Annotated in this window: 15 protein-coding genes; all 15 read left to right on the plus strand. The window is 37.7% G+C overall.

Features of this window, described 5'->3' with window-relative positions; genetic code table 11:
- Nucleotides 1-21 precede the first annotated feature (21 nt).
- The 15 genes from folD to ACP3VS_RS05700 all read left to right on the plus strand — a co-directional run bounded on the left by folD (nt 22) and on the right by ACP3VS_RS05700 (nt 16089).
- Entirely contained in the window at nt 22-876 is an 855-nt protein-coding gene (gene folD / locus ACP3VS_RS05630) for a bifunctional methylenetetrahydrofolate dehydrogenase/methenyltetrahydrofolate cyclohydrolase FolD (protein WP_012295061.1), read from the plus strand.
- Nucleotides 877-1007: 131 nt separating this feature from the next.
- Nucleotides 1008-1823 (plus strand): undecaprenyl-diphosphate phosphatase, encoded by an 816-nt coding sequence (locus ACP3VS_RS05635; RefSeq protein WP_012295060.1) that lies wholly within the window; start codon nt 1008-1010, stop codon nt 1821-1823.
- Between the two features lie 231 nt (nt 1824-2054).
- Nucleotides 2055-3413: an exodeoxyribonuclease VII large subunit gene (xseA, locus tag ACP3VS_RS05640; RefSeq protein WP_031417408.1), complete on the plus strand. Its 1359-nt coding sequence runs from the start codon at nt 2055-2057 to the stop codon at nt 3411-3413.
- Nucleotides 3410-3643 carry an exodeoxyribonuclease VII small subunit gene (gene xseB / locus ACP3VS_RS05645; protein ID WP_008179899.1) on the plus strand — a complete coding sequence of 78 codons (234 nt, stop codon included), beginning with the start codon at nt 3410-3412 and terminating at the stop codon, nt 3641-3643. The genes xseA and xseB overlap by 4 nt, the downstream gene beginning before the upstream one ends.
- Before the next feature lie 3 nt (nt 3644-3646).
- Nucleotides 3647-4528, plus strand: coding sequence for a polyprenyl synthetase family protein (locus tag ACP3VS_RS05650; RefSeq protein ID WP_012295058.1), 882 nt, complete (start codon nt 3647-3649; stop codon nt 4526-4528).
- 161 nt (nt 4529-4689) lie between these two features.
- The gene (gene dxs / locus ACP3VS_RS05655) at nt 4690-6591 is read left to right on the plus strand and encodes a 1-deoxy-D-xylulose-5-phosphate synthase (RefSeq protein WP_012295057.1); all 1902 of its coding nucleotides are present in this window, start codon (nt 4690-4692) and stop codon (nt 6589-6591) included.
- A complete protein-coding gene (locus ACP3VS_RS05660; protein WP_012295056.1) occupies nt 6591-7409 on the plus strand; it encodes a TlyA family RNA methyltransferase in 819 nt (272 codons plus the stop codon). The genes dxs and ACP3VS_RS05660 overlap by 1 nt, the downstream gene beginning before the upstream one ends.
- Before the next feature lie 100 nt (nt 7410-7509).
- The gene (gene ahrC, locus ACP3VS_RS05665; RefSeq protein WP_426388495.1) at nt 7510-7959 is read left to right on the plus strand and encodes a transcriptional regulator AhrC/ArgR; all 450 of its coding nucleotides are present in this window, start codon (nt 7510-7512) and stop codon (nt 7957-7959) included.
- Nucleotides 7960-7992: 33 nt separating this feature from the next.
- Nucleotides 7993-9684 carry a DNA repair protein RecN gene (gene recN / locus ACP3VS_RS05670; protein WP_036164101.1) on the plus strand — a complete coding sequence of 564 codons (1692 nt, stop codon included), beginning with the start codon at nt 7993-7995 and terminating at the stop codon, nt 9682-9684.
- A gap of 124 nt (nt 9685-9808) precedes the next feature.
- Nucleotides 9809-10756, plus strand: a complete 948-nt coding sequence (locus ACP3VS_RS05675; RefSeq protein WP_036162057.1) for a SpoIVB peptidase S55 domain-containing protein — start codon at nt 9809-9811, stop codon at nt 10754-10756.
- Between the two features lie 392 nt (nt 10757-11148).
- Nucleotides 11149-11940, plus strand: coding sequence for a sporulation transcription factor Spo0A (gene spo0A, locus ACP3VS_RS05680; RefSeq protein ID WP_031417414.1), 792 nt, complete (start codon nt 11149-11151; stop codon nt 11938-11940).
- 262 nt (nt 11941-12202) lie between these two features.
- Nucleotides 12203-13195 carry an S-layer homology domain-containing protein gene (locus ACP3VS_RS05685; RefSeq protein WP_031417416.1) on the plus strand — a complete coding sequence of 331 codons (993 nt, stop codon included), beginning with the start codon at nt 12203-12205 and terminating at the stop codon, nt 13193-13195.
- Between the two features lie 82 nt (nt 13196-13277).
- Nucleotides 13278-13463, plus strand: a complete 186-nt coding sequence (locus tag ACP3VS_RS05690) for a hypothetical protein (protein ID WP_031417418.1) — start codon at nt 13278-13280, stop codon at nt 13461-13463.
- Nucleotides 13464-13796: 333 nt separating this feature from the next.
- Entirely contained in the window at nt 13797-15368 is a 1572-nt protein-coding gene (locus ACP3VS_RS05695; RefSeq protein ID WP_012295048.1) for a DUF342 domain-containing protein, read from the plus strand.
- A complete protein-coding gene (locus ACP3VS_RS05700; protein WP_031417420.1) occupies nt 15361-16089 on the plus strand; it encodes a glycerophosphodiester phosphodiesterase in 729 nt (242 codons plus the stop codon). The genes ACP3VS_RS05695 and ACP3VS_RS05700 overlap by 8 nt, the downstream gene beginning before the upstream one ends.
- The last annotated feature ends 32 nt before the right edge of the window (nt 16090-16121 follow it).

The raw sequence follows: 16121 nt of genomic DNA on the forward strand, positions 1-16121 counted from the left end.
TGGAAGGAGTAACGAAGGTTTATGTCAAGTGCAATTATTAATGGTAAAGAGATTGGTCAAGAAATTCGTAATGCTGTAGCAGAGCGTGTAATTCGTTTAAAAGAACAGGGGTTAACACCTGGTTTAGCGGTTGTGTTAGTTGGGGACAACCAAGCTTCAGCTACATATGTGAGAAATAAGCAAAAATCTTGTGAAGCAATTGGTATGTATTCGGAACTGATTAAATTACCAGAAGAAACGAAGCAAGAGGAATTATTAACACAAATTCAACAATTAAATCAACGTGAAGATATTCACGGTATTTTAGTACAATTACCACTTCCAAAACATATTGATGAGGATACAGTCATCGCGACAATTGCTGTCGAGAAGGATGTTGATGGCTTCTCACCTGTCAGTGTTGGGAAAATGATGCTTGGCCAAGAAACATTTTTACCTTGTACTCCTTTTGGCGTAATGAAGCTTCTTGAGTATTCAGGAATTGAAATTGCAGGAAAACATGCTGTAATCGTAGGACGTAGTCATATTGTTGGTAAGCCAATGGGACAACTACTATTGCAAAAAGATGCTACGGTTACGTATACACATTCCAAAACGCCAGATTTACCTTCATTTACAAAACAAGCGGATATATTAATTGCTGCTGTTGGACGTGCAAACTTTATTACAAAAGAGCATGTGAAAGAAGGGGCTGTTGTAATTGATGTTGGCATTAATCGTGATGACAACAATAAATTATGCGGCGACGTAAACTTTGCTGAAGTAGATGGTATAGCGTCTCATATCACCCCTGTTCCAGGCGGTGTTGGACCGATGACCATCACCATGTTACTATTCAACACTGTGCAAGCAGCTGAAAATAAGCTTGCTAATTAAATAGCCTTTTCCAGAAGTCATCTCAATATCGTGTTGAGATGACTTTTTTTATGGATCGATGCCAGAACTTTTATGCTAATTTTGACGTCTAATGTAACGTTTGGGACATACATACTTAGTAGGAGGTTTTTATGGAAAATATCGATATTGTGTTAATTGTGAAGCATATCATTATTGGCCTTGTCCAAGGGTTTACAGAACCAATTCCCGTATCGTCAAGTGGACATGTGATGATTGCCAGCGAAATACTAGGGCTTGGTGAACAAGGGTTTACGTTCGCCATTCTAACCAATACAGCTTCGTTACTTGCTATTGTTTATATTTATCGTGAGGATATAGTGCGATTGATTTCCCATTTCTTCTTGTACTTGAAAACACGTGAGAAGCGCTATAATGCTGATTTTCGTTTTGCTTTGTATATTATTATCGGTTCAATTCCGGCGGGCGTTTTAGGAGTATTATTAAGTGATGTTATTGGAGACAATGTGAGCATGACGACAATTGCACTCATGTTGTTTGTTACGGGTGCGGCATTATGGTTGATTCGTAATATGCGTGGGAAGAAAAAAGATGCAGATTTAAGTACGAAGGATGCCATTATTGTTGGGTTAGGGCAAGCAGTCGCTCTCACACCAGGTATTAGCCGATCAGGTGCTACGATTATTTCAGCTATTGCAGTAGGTATGAGACAGGATACGGCATTACGTTTCTCCTTTATGCTTTATATTCCAGTAAGCTTAGGTGGGGTTGTATTAGGAATAACTGATTTTTTAGGTGAGCCTAATAAAGGTGCGTTAGCGCTTCCATATGCAGCCACTTTTCTAGCTACACTTATTATGACGTACTTTGCCATGCGTTGGTTTATGGGCATTATGAAAAGTGGTAAACTTAGCTATTTTACGTACTACTGTTTTATTGTAGGAACATTATTATTATTATTCTATTAAAATGTAAAGTCTCATAACAACTGTTGTTATGAGACCTTCTTTTGTTATTCATTGAATAGTCAATTTCTATTAGTTAGAACGTGTATGAATATGTTATAGTTGTTTTTTGATAGATAAAAGACAGGCATTTTTTCTAGCGAAACTGCATTTAAACGCGTCAACACCAGTAAAAAATGTTATGATAGGTGTAGTTTTTGTGAAAAACTTGATCTTAGTAAAGGAGCCGAAAACATGTCCTCTGCTTCTTATTTAACTGTAAAAGCATTAACAAAATATATTAAACGAAAATTCGATGCGGACCCTCACCTACGCGAAGTGTATGTGAAAGGCGAACTATCAAATGTGAAAATTCATCAATCTGGCCATATTTACTTTACATTAAAGGATGATGGGGCAAGAATTGCTGCCACGATGTTTAAAGCGGCTGCCACGAAATTAGCATTTGAACCAAAAGAAGGTATGCAAGTATTTATTCGTGGGGATGTAAACGTTTACGAAGGCTATGGGACTTATCAGCTATATGTCCAAGAAATGCAACCGGATGGTATCGGTAGTCTATTTGTTGCCTTTAATCAATTAAAAGAACAATTACAAAAAGAAGGGCTTTTTAAATTAGATTGGAAACAATCGATCCCAAAGTTTCCTGAAAAAATTGGTGTGCTAACATCAACAACAGGAGCAGCGATTCGAGATATTTGTACGACTTTAAAGAGACGTTACCCTCTAGCTGAAATTCTGATTTACCCTACACTCGTTCAAGGAGCACAGGCGGCACCAAATATTGTGCAAAATATTCAACGTGCCAATCAAGATGCTACGTGTCAAGTGTTGATTGTCGGACGAGGGGGAGGCTCTATCGAGGACTTATGGGCATTCAATGAAGAAATAGTAGCGAGAGCTATTTTTGAAAGTCGAATCCCTATTATTAGCGCAGTCGGTCATGAAACAGATACGACAATTGCCGACTATGTCTCTGATTTACGCGCACCTACACCAACAGCAGCCGCAGAGATGGCAGTACCAGATCAAACGGAGCTATTCCAGCGGGTACTTTCACAAAAATCTCAAATTCACCAAATGGTTAGGTCGCAACTTATGGCTGAACGACAACGTCTTAATAAGCTCCAACAGTCTTATCCATTGTCAATGCCAGAAAGACTTTATCGACCGTTTACTGAAAGATTGGCACAGCTCGAGTCAGGATTGCAAACAGCCATGCAAGTAGATTTGATGAAGAAGAGTGCACAGCTTCAACAATTACATAGTACGGTGGCACAACATTCACCAAAAAAAGCACTTGCTTTCCATCAACGGGAGCTAGAAGCGCGCATGCAACAGTTAACACGTGCTGCAACGTATTATGTAGCGAAGCAGCAACAACAATTTGAGGCAACCATTCGAACACTAGAAGCATTAAATCCACTATCCATTTTAACAAGAGGATTTACAGTCGCTTATAAAGATCAACATATGATCAAATCATCCACTGAAGTACAAGAACAGGATTATCTGACATTAGCTTTCCATGATGGGAAGGTTGTGGCTGAAGTGAAGGATATTTTGCCAAAGAATGAGGGGGAATCGTTGTGACAGAAAAGCAACAAACTTTCGCAGAGGCTATGACGGCATTGGAAGAAATAGTTCGCCAGCTAGAACAAGGCGATGTGCCATTGGAAAATGCGATTGATTTATACAAGCAAGGAATGGAGCTATCAAAGTTTTGCCATAGTAAGCTGCAACATGCTGAAGAGCAGCTAGTATCTATTGTCCAAGAGACAGGCGAAACAACAGCATTTGATCCACTAAAGGGAGAGAATTAGGAAATGAATGAGCCATTAAAGTACTTTATTGAAAGCAACATACCACAAATCGAAGAAACGATGTTTGCACTTGTTTCAAAAATTGATGCTCCAGTAGATTTAAAGGACTCCATGTTATATTCATTAAAGGCGGGCGGAAAACGTATACGACCACTTTTTGTATTAGCTGTCCTTGAGCTTTACCGAAAAAATTTACAGGATGGTTTAATTGTAGGGGCTGTCATTGAAATCATTCATACGTACTCGTTAATTCATGATGATTTACCAAGCATGGATAATGATGATTTTAGAAGAGGAAAGCCAACAAACCACAAAGTTTATGGAGAAGCACTTGCAACACTAGCTGGTGATGCATTAAACACATTGGCATTTGGTATTTTAGCGCGCATGGATGTAACGGCTGAAAAGCGTATAGAGCTTGTGCAGTTATTAAGCGTTGCCGCAGGTGCTGAAGGCATGGTTGGTGGTCAAGTACTCGATATGGAGGGTGAGCAGCGTCAGCTTGATTTAACGGAACTGGAACAAGTCCATGTCAATAAAACTGGTGCTTTATTAAGATTTAGTATTGAAGCGGGAGCCGTATTAGCAGACGCGTCTAAACAAGACCGTGCTACATTGAAGGAATATGCCCATCACATCGGCCTAGCTTTCCAAATCCAAGACGATATTTTAGATATCGAAGGGACAACAGAAGAACTAGGGAAAACGGCAGGCAAAGATGTAGCTAGTGATAAGAGTACTTATCCAGCACTTTTAACGCTAGATGGAGCGAAAGAAAAGCTTGCGGAGCATTATCAACATGCCATTAATGCACTCGATCAATTACCAATAGATGCTAGCTTGTTACGAGACTTTGCGGCATATATTGTTCATCGTAAAAACTAAGAGAAAATCAAGGCATTGAAGGAAAAGAATATGCTAGAATAGGTGGGAACGTTTACAAATTGTAAACAATGAAGTGCTCGTGCTTTTAGCATATTGATAACACTGCTATAATAGTGAAAACAAATGCGGTGAATATTTTATTGAAAAGGTGTGTGAGAAAGGTGGATTTAAATAAAATAACTAGTCCATCCTTTTTAAAAAACTTAAATAAGAAGGAGCTTGAGCAGGTAGCGCAAGAAATTCGTACCTTCTTAATCGAAAAATGTTCTGTCACAGGTGGACATATCGGGCCGAATTTAGGAGTAGTCGAGCTTACGATGATGTTGCATAAAATGTTTGACAGTCCAAAAGATAAGTTTTTGTGGGATGTTGGCCACCAAGCTTACGTGCATAAAATTTTAACAGGTCGTGCGAGTCAATTTGACACACTACGTCAGTTCAAAGGGCTTTGTGGATTTCCAAAGCGCGTGGAGAGTGAACATGATGAATGGGAAACAGGTCATAGCTCAACTTCCTTATCAGCAGCCATGGGTATGGCAGCAGCACGTGATATAAAAAAAGAACATAACTATGTAATTCCTATTATTGGGGATGGCGCTTTAACTGGCGGTATGGCGCTTGAAGCGTTAAATCATATCGGACATGCGAAAACGAATATGATTGTCATCCTAAATGATAATGAAATGTCCATTGCTCCAAATGTTGGTGCGCTTCACAGTGTTTTAGGACGTTTGCGTACTGCCAAGGAGTATTCAAAAGCCAAAGAAGAGCTCGAATCACTGATTAATAAAATTCCGGTATTAGGTGGGAAGCTTGCATCTACTGCGGAACGCTTGAAGGATAGCTTAAAATATTTAGTGGTGTCAGGGGTCTTTTTTGAAGAACTAGGCTTTAAATATCTTGGTCCTATTGATGGTCATGATTTTGAAGCATTGGAAATGACATTATCCCATGCAAAAAAAGTGAAAGGGCCAGTCCTGGTTCACGTGATTACGAAAAAAGGGAAGGGCTATAAACCTGCTGAAGACGATACAATTGGTAATTGGCATGGAACAGGTCCTTATAAAATTGAAAATGGTGCCTTTGTTAAGTCAGAGACAAAAGGCCCAGCATGGAGTAGTTTAATTGCAGAAACTGTTCGTAAAATTGCTCATGAAGATGAGCGAATCGTGACGATCACACCTGCTATGCCTGTCGGGTCAAAATTACAAGGTATTCAACAGGATTTTCCAAATCGTTTCTTTGACGTGGGGATTGCTGAGCAGCATGCAGCAACAATGGCAGCAGGTTTAGCTACACAAAATATGAAGCCATTTTTAGCGATTTATTCCACATTCCTACAACGTGCTTATGACCAAGTTTTACATGATATTGCACGTCCGAATCTAAATGTCTTTATCGGTATTGATCGTGCTGGTTTAGTTGGGGCAGACGGGGAAACACATCAGGGCGTATTTGATATCGCTTTCCTTCGTCATATTCCAAACATGACGATCATGATGCCTAAGGATGAGAATGAGGGGCAGCATATGGTGAAAACAGCTATTGAGTATGATGGAGGTCCAATTGCGTTACGTTATCCACGTGGTAATGGGATTGGTGTACCACTAGATGATGAGCTTGTGGCATTACCAATTGGTAGCTGGGAAGTTTTACGAGAAGGAAAAGACGCTTCCATTTTAACATTTGGCACAACGATTCCGATGGCCATGCAAGCAGCAGACATGTTAGCACAGCAAGGTATTGATATTGAGGTGGTCAATGCACGCTTTATCAAACCAATGGATAAGGATATGCTACATCGAATTTTATCTAATCATAAACCGATTTTAACGATTGAAGAAGCGGTTCTAAAAGGTGGATTTGGCAGCGGCGTATTAGAATTTGCTCATGACCATGGCTATCTTAATGCAATTGTTGATCGTATGGGTATTCCAGATCAATATATCGAGCATGGTAATGTCGATCAGCTGCTTGAAGAAATTCATATGACAGCAGAGGATGCGGTAGCGCGTATGCAGGTATTACTTCAACAAAAACAGCAAGTAGGTTTGAATAAATAATGACAAAACAACCAAAAGAACGCGTGGATATTTTACTAGTAGAGCGTGGATTATGTGAAACAAGAGAAAAAGCAAAACGTTCCATTATGGCAGGACTTGTTTTTTCAAATGAAATACGTATCGATAAAGCAGGAGAAAAAATTGCTATCGATTCCCCTCTACAAGTAAAAGGCTCCGATTTAAAATATGTTAGTCGTGGTGGTCTGAAGCTTGAAAAGGCCCTACAAATTTTTGATATGTCTGTAGAAGGGAAGCTGATGCTTGACATTGGCTCCTCTACAGGTGGATTTACAGATTGTGCGTTGCAGCATGGAGCAAGACATTGCTATGCGCTGGATGTTGGCTCCAATCAATTAGCATGGAAAATTCGGTCGGATGAACGTGTGACTGTCATGGAAAAAACTAATTTCCGATATACTACGGCGGCAGATTTATCTGAAGGGTTACCTGATTTTGCAACAATAGATGTTAGTTTTATTTCTTTATCATTAATTTTACCGGTGTTAAAGACATTATTGCTACCAGGTGGCGATGTCATGGCATTGGTGAAGCCGCAGTTTGAAGCGGGAAAAGATAAGGTTGGAAAAAAAGGTATCGTTCGTGATAAAAAAGTCCATCTTGAAGTATTAGAAAAAACGGCAGCAATGGCCACAGAAGTTGGATTTGTGGTGAAGGATGCTTCTTATTCCCCGATAACAGGTGGAGAAGGAAATATTGAATTTTTATTCCATTTAGTGAATCCTGTTGGAGAAGAAGACATTCCTGCATATACAGCTTTTAATGCACTCGTAGAAGAAGCGCATAATTCTTTAAAATAACACGTGCTCGCTTATAGAGCCGTGTTTTTTCTTGTGCTTTTTTGTTGAAAATGGTAGTGTGATTATACACATAATTAATTATTTATTAGAGGTGGCTATGATGAATAAAGGACAACGACATATACGGATTAGGGATATTATTGCTAATCATGAAATTGAAACACAAGATGATTTAGTCGATTTTCTAAAAGATGCAGGCTATAATGTGACACAAGCTACGGTATCCCGTGATATCAAAGAGCTACATTTGGTGAAAGTACCATTACAGGACGGCCGCTATAAGTATAGCTTGCCCGCAGATCAAAGATTTAACCCAGTACAAAAATTACATCGCGCATTAGCGGATGCCTTTATCAGCATTGATGGAGCTTCGCACTTTTTAGTGATGAAAGCTCTTCCTGGAAATGCGAATGCGATTGCATCCTTATTAGACCATTTAGATTGGCCAGAAATTTTAGGTACAATTTCTGGAGACGATACCATTTTAATTATTTGTCGAGATGAAAAGGAGCGGGAAAATACAAAAAATCGCTTACTAGACATGCTTTAAAAAATGGGGAAATGGATTCAGAGGTGACAATTAGTGTTAAGAGAGCTTAGTATCCGAAACTTTGCTATCATTGAGGATTTGACTGTAAGTTTTTCAGAAGGATTGACAGTGCTAACTGGGGAAACTGGTGCTGGTAAATCAATTATCATTGATGCTGTTCATTTACTTGCTGGTGGGCGGGGAAATACTGAATTTATTCGTCATGGAGCAAGGAAAGCAGAATTAGGTGGTTTATTTCAAATTTCGAATTCCACGCATCCAGTGCTGAAAAAATTAGAAGAAGCAGGCATTGAAATTGAAGAAGATACAGTTATTTTACGTCGTGATTTAAATGATTCTGGGAAAAGTATTTGCCGTGTAAATGGTAAACTTGTGCCATTATCAGTGCTGAGGGAAATTGGTGCGAGTCTTATTGATATTCATGGCCAACATGAAAATCAAGAGCTGATGGATGAAAAACAACATATCAATTTACTCGACCAGTTTGCAGAAGAACAGCTGTTGCCTATTCAAAAAACATACAGCGAACAATATGAAGAATATCGAATGCTGAAAAAGGACCTGGCTTCAATTTCTATTGATGAACAATTGATGGCACAACGCATTGATTTGTATCAATTTCAAATAAAAGAGCTAGAAGAAGCCAATTTAAGGCTAGGTGAGGAAGATGAGCTTCTTGATGAACGCCGTCGACTCATGAATTACAATAAAATTTTTGAGCGCTCTAGTGCTGCCTATGAGGCTATTCAGGGAGAATCAAAAGGTCTTGATTGGATTGGTAATGCAATGGGAGCTTTGGACGATGCAGCAACAGTGGATGAACAATTCAAAGAAGCTTCCGAGGCAGTGACAACGGCATTTTATGCGCTACAAGATGCGGCTTATCAGGTCAAAAATGTATTAGATGAGTTAGAGTTTGATCCAGCACGTTTAAATGAGGTGGAGCAACGGTTAGCTTTATTCCAAAATTTAAAACGCAAATATGGTTCGACAGTGGAGGACATTTTAGCGTATTTTGAAAAAATAAAAATAGAGTTAAATGAACTGCTCAATCGTGATGAAATTTTGCAGGTGAAAGAGCGAAGAGTGCTTGAAATGGAATCGGTGCTCAATGAGCTTGCTGCAGAACTTTCAACCGTGCGTAAAGCTGCTGCCCAACAGTTAAGTGAAGCCATTATGGCAGAGTTACGTGAATTACATATGGAAAAAGCTAAATTCATTGTCAATTTTGAAGAATTGTCATATTTCGATGCAAATGGAAAAGATCAAATTGTTTTCTATATTTCTACCAATGTTGGAGAACCACCAAAGTCCTTACCGAAAATTGCTTCGGGAGGAGAGTTATCACGAATGATGCTGGCGCTGAAAACCATTTTCTCTTCTTCGAATGGTATTACATCCATCATTTTTGATGAAGTGGACACAGGTGTTAGTGGAAGAGTAGCGCAGGCCATTGCAGAAAAAATTGCTGCAGTATCCATTAATTCCCAAGTGCTTTGCATTTCACACTTACCTCAAGTTGCAGCAATGGCTGATCATCATTACTTTATAAAAAAAGAAGTCGAACATGATCGAACATTTACTTCTTTATCAGAAATTGATCAGAAGGCACGGATTGAAGAAGTCAGCCGTATGATGTCTGGAACAGAAATTACTGCTTTAACGCTACAGCATGCAACAGAGTTATTAACCATGGCAGAAGAACGTAAAAAACAAATGCGTTAAGCATATTCCAGAAACAGTTGTTGATACTGTTTCTGGTTTTTTTCTTTTTGCACAAATATTTACCGCTTATAAGAATGCCACAACAACACATAGTAAAAAGACAAAAATGAAAAGGAGGTGTCGTATGAATCGTCGTTGGCGTCAATTAGTCATTTTGCCTATGCTCATCTTTTTGTTAGTGATGCCTATACAAGCTTTAGCCGCCAAAAAGCTTATACCGATGGGAGAAGCCATTGGAATCCAACTTCAATTATCGCATGTGTTTGTAGCGCATGATGTACTGTTAGCTTCCAATCAGTGGATGAAAGGCGGCGCAGTGATTGAAAAAATTAATGATATACCTGTAAAATCGCTGGCAGATGCCAAACAAGCTATGGCTAAAGAAGGCCAACAGAAATGGACGATCAATAATGACGGAAAACAAGTTACACTTGAATTACAAAATCAAGAAGCAGAGCACATCATATCCTTTTTAAAAGATGAAACAGATGGAGTAGGAACACTGACTTATATTGATCCAGAGACAAAAAACTATGGCGCACTAGGTCATCAAATTGTTGATTCAACCCTACAAGAAGCCCCTGTATTTAGAGCTGGCTCCATTTTTTTAGCTTCCATTCAACAAATCCGTAAAAGTATGCCTGGCCAACCGGGATACAAAATCTCCTCCATTGAAAAACATCAGGAACGTTTAGGGAGTATAGATAAAAATACTGTTTATGGAATTTTTGGCCGTTGGGAAGAAGGCTATCCACAAAGATTACCCAAAGCGATTGAAATTATGCATGAAAAGGATATAAAAACGGGGAAAGCGGAAATATATACGGCGATTGAAGGCCGTAAAGTCGAAACTTTTTCCATTGAAATAACAAAGGTTGAAAATGAACGACTTGAATTTATAGTATCTGACGAAAAGCTCATTGAAAAAACGGGTGGAATTTTGCAAGGAATGAGTGGCAGTCCTATCATTCAAGACGGTCGGTTTGTCGGTGCTGTGACACATATGTTTGTGGAGGAGCCGAAAAAGGGAGCAGCTCTAACGGTAGCTGAAATGTTAAGAAAGTCTTCCTAAAAAGAGGGATGGCATTTGGTAAAAATCCGCATTTTCCGCAGGCAGAACAGGTGCCGCTGGAGACTTGCGGATTTTTACCTTTTTGTTAAAAAGACCTTGAATTCAACAAGTATTTCTCATAATAACCTTAAGGAGTCATGATATTTAAAAAAACTGTAGTTTTATCTTATTTTTTTATCTAAAATAGGTAATAAGAGCATTTCGACAGTTTGCCATTATTTAGCGCAACTTGTCGATATTAAAAGAAAGTATCGGACTACATACTCATTTTTGGAAATGAAAAAGGTTTTTAAACAAAAATGTCGAAAATTCCACAGTGTGCCAAAAACGGCATTTAGGGGTTAGGTTAACGCTTTGGAGTGTCCAAAGCAAGTCCAGAAGGAGGAATTGAAATGACAAAGGTAAAAGTAGCGATTGCAGATGATAATCGTGAGTTATTAAAAACAATGGAGCAATATTTCCAGGGACATGCCGAAATAGAAATTATTGCGACAGCTTCAAATGGAAAAATTTGTCTACAAATGCTTGAGGAATTTACACCTGATATTTTACTTCTAGATATAATTATGCCTCATCTTGACGGCTTAGCTGTTTTAGAATCGATGTATCAAAATGAGAAAATGTCATCAGTCCAAGTAATTATGTTAACAGCCTTTGGCCAAGAAGATGTCATGAAGCAGGCTGTAGATTTAGGGGCTTCCTATTTCATGCTAAAGCCATTTGAATTTGACCAATTGGTACAAAAGATTTTACACTGTGCTGGACAGAAGGCGACACTTCCTAAAAAGACAAGCGTTTTACAACCAACAGTGCCTCAAAAATTAAATCAGCATCAATTAGACAGCACAATTACAGCCATCATTAAAGAAATTGGTGTACCTGCTCATATTAAAGGGTACTCTTATTTGCGCGAAGCCATTCAAATGGTATTCGAAGATATTGAATTATTAGGATCTGTGACAAAAATTTTATATCCGGAAATTGCAAAAAAATTCAACACAACACCATCACGCGTTGAACGTGCTATTCGTCATGCTATTGAAGTGGCATGGAATCGTGGCAATTATGAATCCATTTCGTCGATGTTTGGTTACACAGTCCATCATTTGAAATCCAAGCCGACGAATAGTGAGTTCATTGCTATGATAGCAGACAAAATCCGTATCGACATGATGGCTAGCTAAACGTACAGCTTTTAGCAATAAATGATAGAAAAACTGAAATAGCAATTATACTTCGAGTTTTTATAACGCCATTTTTAGACAGTGGAATCACTGTTTAGAAGGGCGTATTTTTTTATGCCTTAATCCCTTACTATAAAAATATTTCAAAAAAATTGGTTTGATGGTAATCTTATCTTATAGGGGTGATACTAATGTAATGCAATTTAGGTTTAGATATTAGTATTAAAGGGTGGATTCTAGAATAAAATGTGGAGGTATACATATGAGAAAAGTGTTATGTTCATTGTTTTTTGTATTAATTTTGTCTATTCTTTCATTTAATAGTTCAGAAGTGAATGCTGCAGAAAAGGTTTCAAATCGTGCCGAATCAATTGTTGAAATTGGGAAGCTTTTAGGATTGGATGGTACTCAAAGAGCAACACAATTTAAAGATGTTCCGAAAAGTCACTACGCAAGTGGTTATATCCAATCAGCAGTTGATAAAGGAATTGTAAGTGGATATTCTGATGGTACATTCAAGCCCTCGCAAGAATTAACTAGAGCACATATTGCGATTTTTATTTCAAGAGCTTTTGGTTCAAAATTACCTACAGGGAATGCTACGTTTAAAGATGTCCCTCGAGAAAATAGTGCATATAATGCGATTCAACAATTAGTAGCTGCTGGTATAACAGCTGGTTATTCTGATGGTACATTTAAGCCTAATAATAAATTGACTCAAACGCACCTAAAAGCTTTTATAAATAGAACAGAGCAATATATAAAATCTGGTAAAGTTTCTAGTAATCCAAATACATCCAACACCAGCAGAGGAAACGGTGCTATAAAGGGTACGGTTGTTTGGAAGTATAACGACTTCATTGGTACTTTAGGAGATACAGGTGCTACAGTTTATCTATTTTCAACAACTGCAACATATCCAAGTTACACTAAACAAGAATTATTCGATTGGCTTGATAATAAAACTGAGTTGAAAAATGTATATAGAACTTTAGTAGATAAGAATGGGAATTATAGTATTAATAGTATTCCCTCTGGAAATTATATCGCAGTAATCTCATCGAAAAATGCAAAACGGAATATTTCTGAACCTTTAAATTCGCATAGTCAGCTTAAATCTATATTTGGTAATTATAATTATAAAGTTTTTGAAGATAACACAATGTTCCTTTATAAACATCAAATTAAAAACATAGAAATTACGAATAATACAACAGTAGATTTTAGTAATGACTTTGGTTATACTGCTTGGTAATACTTCCTTTTCTACCCTGTTTTTTTGGGGTAGTTTTTTATTACATACGGTTAGATGAAATAACTAGAAGCAGGTGATTCAAATGAAAAGTGTCAATTTTCAATTAGATGGAATGAATTCAATAGAAATTATACAAATAGATGAACAATTATTTGAAGTCCGTCTCGTAGTAGACGGTAAAATAAATATGCGATATATGACTAAGGAAGAATTAGAACAACTTGGTTCGACCTTCCAAATTGGAAATATAAAGAGTTATCTTGAATAAAGAGCCTTAATATCTGAAAATTTTATAGTTCTAAAGACCTTTTATTATTTATTTTTTATGACGATCCCATCCTATAATATATATCTAGGGAATACTATTTGTTCAAATGATCCTAATAGAATATCCATGTAATTAAGGGTAATTTTATTAAAAAAATAAAATAATAAACATTTTTTTAGTATTATAAACCTATTTATATTTAACGGAAATAAAAAATAGTTCGATGTTTTAATGATTAAGTAGTACTATTTTCTTTCTCGTTAGTGACAATGGTCTCTAAACAAATGTAAGTGGATTGTATATACTTACATATAGAGGGAAGGAGGAGGTAGCTTGATTCTAGTTCGAAATGAAAACTTCGAAATTTCTGAAGAAAATGGCAAGGTATTTATGCTTACTTTTAGTGCCGGATTCCCATTAAAAGAATTTGATAGCATTTTACGTAGTCATCCACGACTTAAATTATCTAATTTTTCAATTTTAAAAAACGTGCTGTCTACTCAAAATACAAGTCCAGTAGAAATTGGCCGCTGGCTTCCAAATATTGAAGCTGAAATTGCCCGTGATAAAATGTCAGCCTCTATTTTTATCTATGAAACAAACGAATATATTGCCAATCATAAAGAAAAGCTGACACAGCAAATTCAAGAAATACTTGCTGAAAATGAAATTGTGCATGGAATTTTAGATTTTGATATTTCGAAGGCTGAACCAGGAAAAGCATTTTTAATTGCTCAGGGGCAACCACCGATAGCAGGCACGGATGCACAAATTACATACTTACCTAAGCCGGAGAGAAAACCGGTCATTCGTGATGATGGAAAAGCGGATTACTTTGATATGAATTTTATCTCAGAAATTTCGGAAGGCTCATGGCTAGGTGAAAAGATTCCTGCTACATTAGGTAAACCAGGGAAAAATGTGCTAGGTGAGGTAGTGGCTGCCGCACCAGGACGGGATTTTCCAATCCGATACGATACAAAATCAGCATATGAAGTGGAAGAGGACGGGAAAATTGTGATCCGCTCGAAAATTGCTGGTGTTCTAGATGATGTGAAAGGTATGATTGGTGTAAACAGACACCTACCTATTAACGGTGATGTAGGCGTTGAAACAGGTAATCTAGAATTTAATGGTTCTCTTAGTATTAAAGGAACAGTAACAAATGGCTATACAGTTATTGCAACTGGTGATATTTCTATTGATGGCGCTGAAGGTGTAAGCGGTGCCAAACTGATTAAATCCATCGAAGGAGATGTTTATATTCGCGGTGGCATATTTGGTCTTGGGTCAACAGTTGTGGAAGCGGGTGGCAATATTTTTGTCAAACATGTCAATGAAGCAAATTTAATGGCAGCAGATAGTATCCATATTGGTTTCTATGCATTAGGTTCACAGCTTTCAGCCCATTCCATTTTAGTGGATGAACGAAAAGGTAAAATTATTGGAGGGCGTGCTGTAGCTAAAAATACGATTGTCACGGCCATATCTGGTAATCGATTGGAACGGCGAACGGATTTGATTATTGAAAGTGTCAATAAACAAGAGAATAATTCGATCATGCAGGAAAAAGCTGTCCAGCTTAAAGAGTTACAATCAGAAATTGCAGCCCATGAATCCAAAATGAAAAGTTTATTGCCATTTCTCAACCAAATGTCTAAAGAACAAACAGCATCCTTTGAAGAGACAAAGCAAGCTTTAACAAAGTTAAAGGCAGAAGCGGTTACATTAGATCGTGAAATAAAGCTAATAATGGACGAAATGCGTCATATTGGTAAAGAAGAGATTGTTGTGACAAAGGAAGCGCATCCGGGGACGTATATTCAAATTGGTAAAAAATCATCTTTATTAAGCAAAATGACCAATGGTAAATTTCTGCTAGAGTTTGGTGAGTTAAATGTCTAATTCGTCCTATATTCCGGTGTTTGCACATCGAGGAGCATCGGCCTATGCGCTAGAAAATACCTTTAAAGCTTTTGAAAAGGCATTGGAGCTTGGGGCTGATGGCATTGAGTTAGACATCCAATTTTCAAAAGATGGTTGTCCAATCGTCTACCATGATCCACAATTGTCAAGATTAGTAGGTATCAATAAACTGGTGAGTGATTGTACGATGGAAGAGTTATTACGTTTTAAACTCGGCAAGCCTTGGAGGCGTCTTTTTTCATCGGCTAAAATACCAGCATTTGATGCAGTTTTAGCATGGGCTAAAACACATAAGCTCCCTTTAAATATTGAATTAAAATCAACCATTTTAGACAATCAAAGTGGGCTGAATGACTTTCTTCAAGGGCTATCGTTACCAGCAGGGAGCCACTTCTCGTCGTTCCATTACGAAATACTGGAATATGTGAAAAAGCAAAGACCTGAATATGAAACGGCTCTAATAGCCACGAAAAAATTAAAATGGGATCTGTTAGCTGATTACAAAGCTGCTGATACTGTCCATATGCATAAAAGGTACTACAAGCCAAGATATTTAGAGGCATGCGTAACAAGCGGCAAAGCCTGTCGTTTTTATGCAATTGATGGTAATGAACCATTCTTAACCAATCCTCACCATGCTGTAATAGGTTGGATAACAGATTACCCTGATAAAGTCATCACTACACAGCAGCGTGTATAAAAATAGCTATCCAGTAAGTCCATGTGACTTAT

The sequence above is a fragment of the Lysinibacillus sp. VIII_CA genome, from assembly GCF_049943995.1.
Taxonomy (GTDB): Bacteria; Bacillota; Bacilli; order Bacillales_A; family Planococcaceae; genus Lysinibacillus; species Lysinibacillus pinottii.

What these genes read in the sequence shown, in the direction of transcription:
- folD (WP_012295061.1), top strand. Translation starts at nt 22, where the DNA reads ATGTCAAGTGCAATTATTAATGGTAAAGAGATTGGTCAAGAAATTCGT.
- ACP3VS_RS05635 (WP_012295060.1), top strand. Translation starts at nt 1,008, where the DNA reads ATGGAAAATATCGATATTGTGTTAATTGTGAAGCATATCATTATTGGC.
- xseA (WP_031417408.1), top strand. Translation starts at nt 2,055, where the DNA reads ATGTCCTCTGCTTCTTATTTAACTGTAAAAGCATTAACAAAATATATT.
- ACP3VS_RS05650 (WP_012295058.1), top strand. Translation starts at nt 3,647, where the DNA reads ATGAATGAGCCATTAAAGTACTTTATTGAAAGCAACATACCACAAATC.
- ACP3VS_RS05660 (WP_012295056.1), top strand. Translation starts at nt 6,591, where the DNA reads ATGACAAAACAACCAAAAGAACGCGTGGATATTTTACTAGTAGAGCGT.
- ahrC (WP_426388495.1), top strand. Translation starts at nt 7,510, where the DNA reads ATGAATAAAGGACAACGACATATACGGATTAGGGATATTATTGCTAAT.
- ACP3VS_RS05675 (WP_036162057.1), top strand. Translation starts at nt 9,809, where the DNA reads ATGAATCGTCGTTGGCGTCAATTAGTCATTTTGCCTATGCTCATCTTT.
- spo0A (WP_031417414.1), top strand. Translation starts at nt 11,149, where the DNA reads ATGACAAAGGTAAAAGTAGCGATTGCAGATGATAATCGTGAGTTATTA.
- ACP3VS_RS05685 (WP_031417416.1), top strand. Translation starts at nt 12,203, where the DNA reads ATGAGAAAAGTGTTATGTTCATTGTTTTTTGTATTAATTTTGTCTATT.
- ACP3VS_RS05690 (WP_031417418.1), top strand. Translation starts at nt 13,278, where the DNA reads ATGAAAAGTGTCAATTTTCAATTAGATGGAATGAATTCAATAGAAATT.
- ACP3VS_RS05700 (WP_031417420.1), top strand. Translation starts at nt 15,361, where the DNA reads ATGTCTAATTCGTCCTATATTCCGGTGTTTGCACATCGAGGAGCATCG.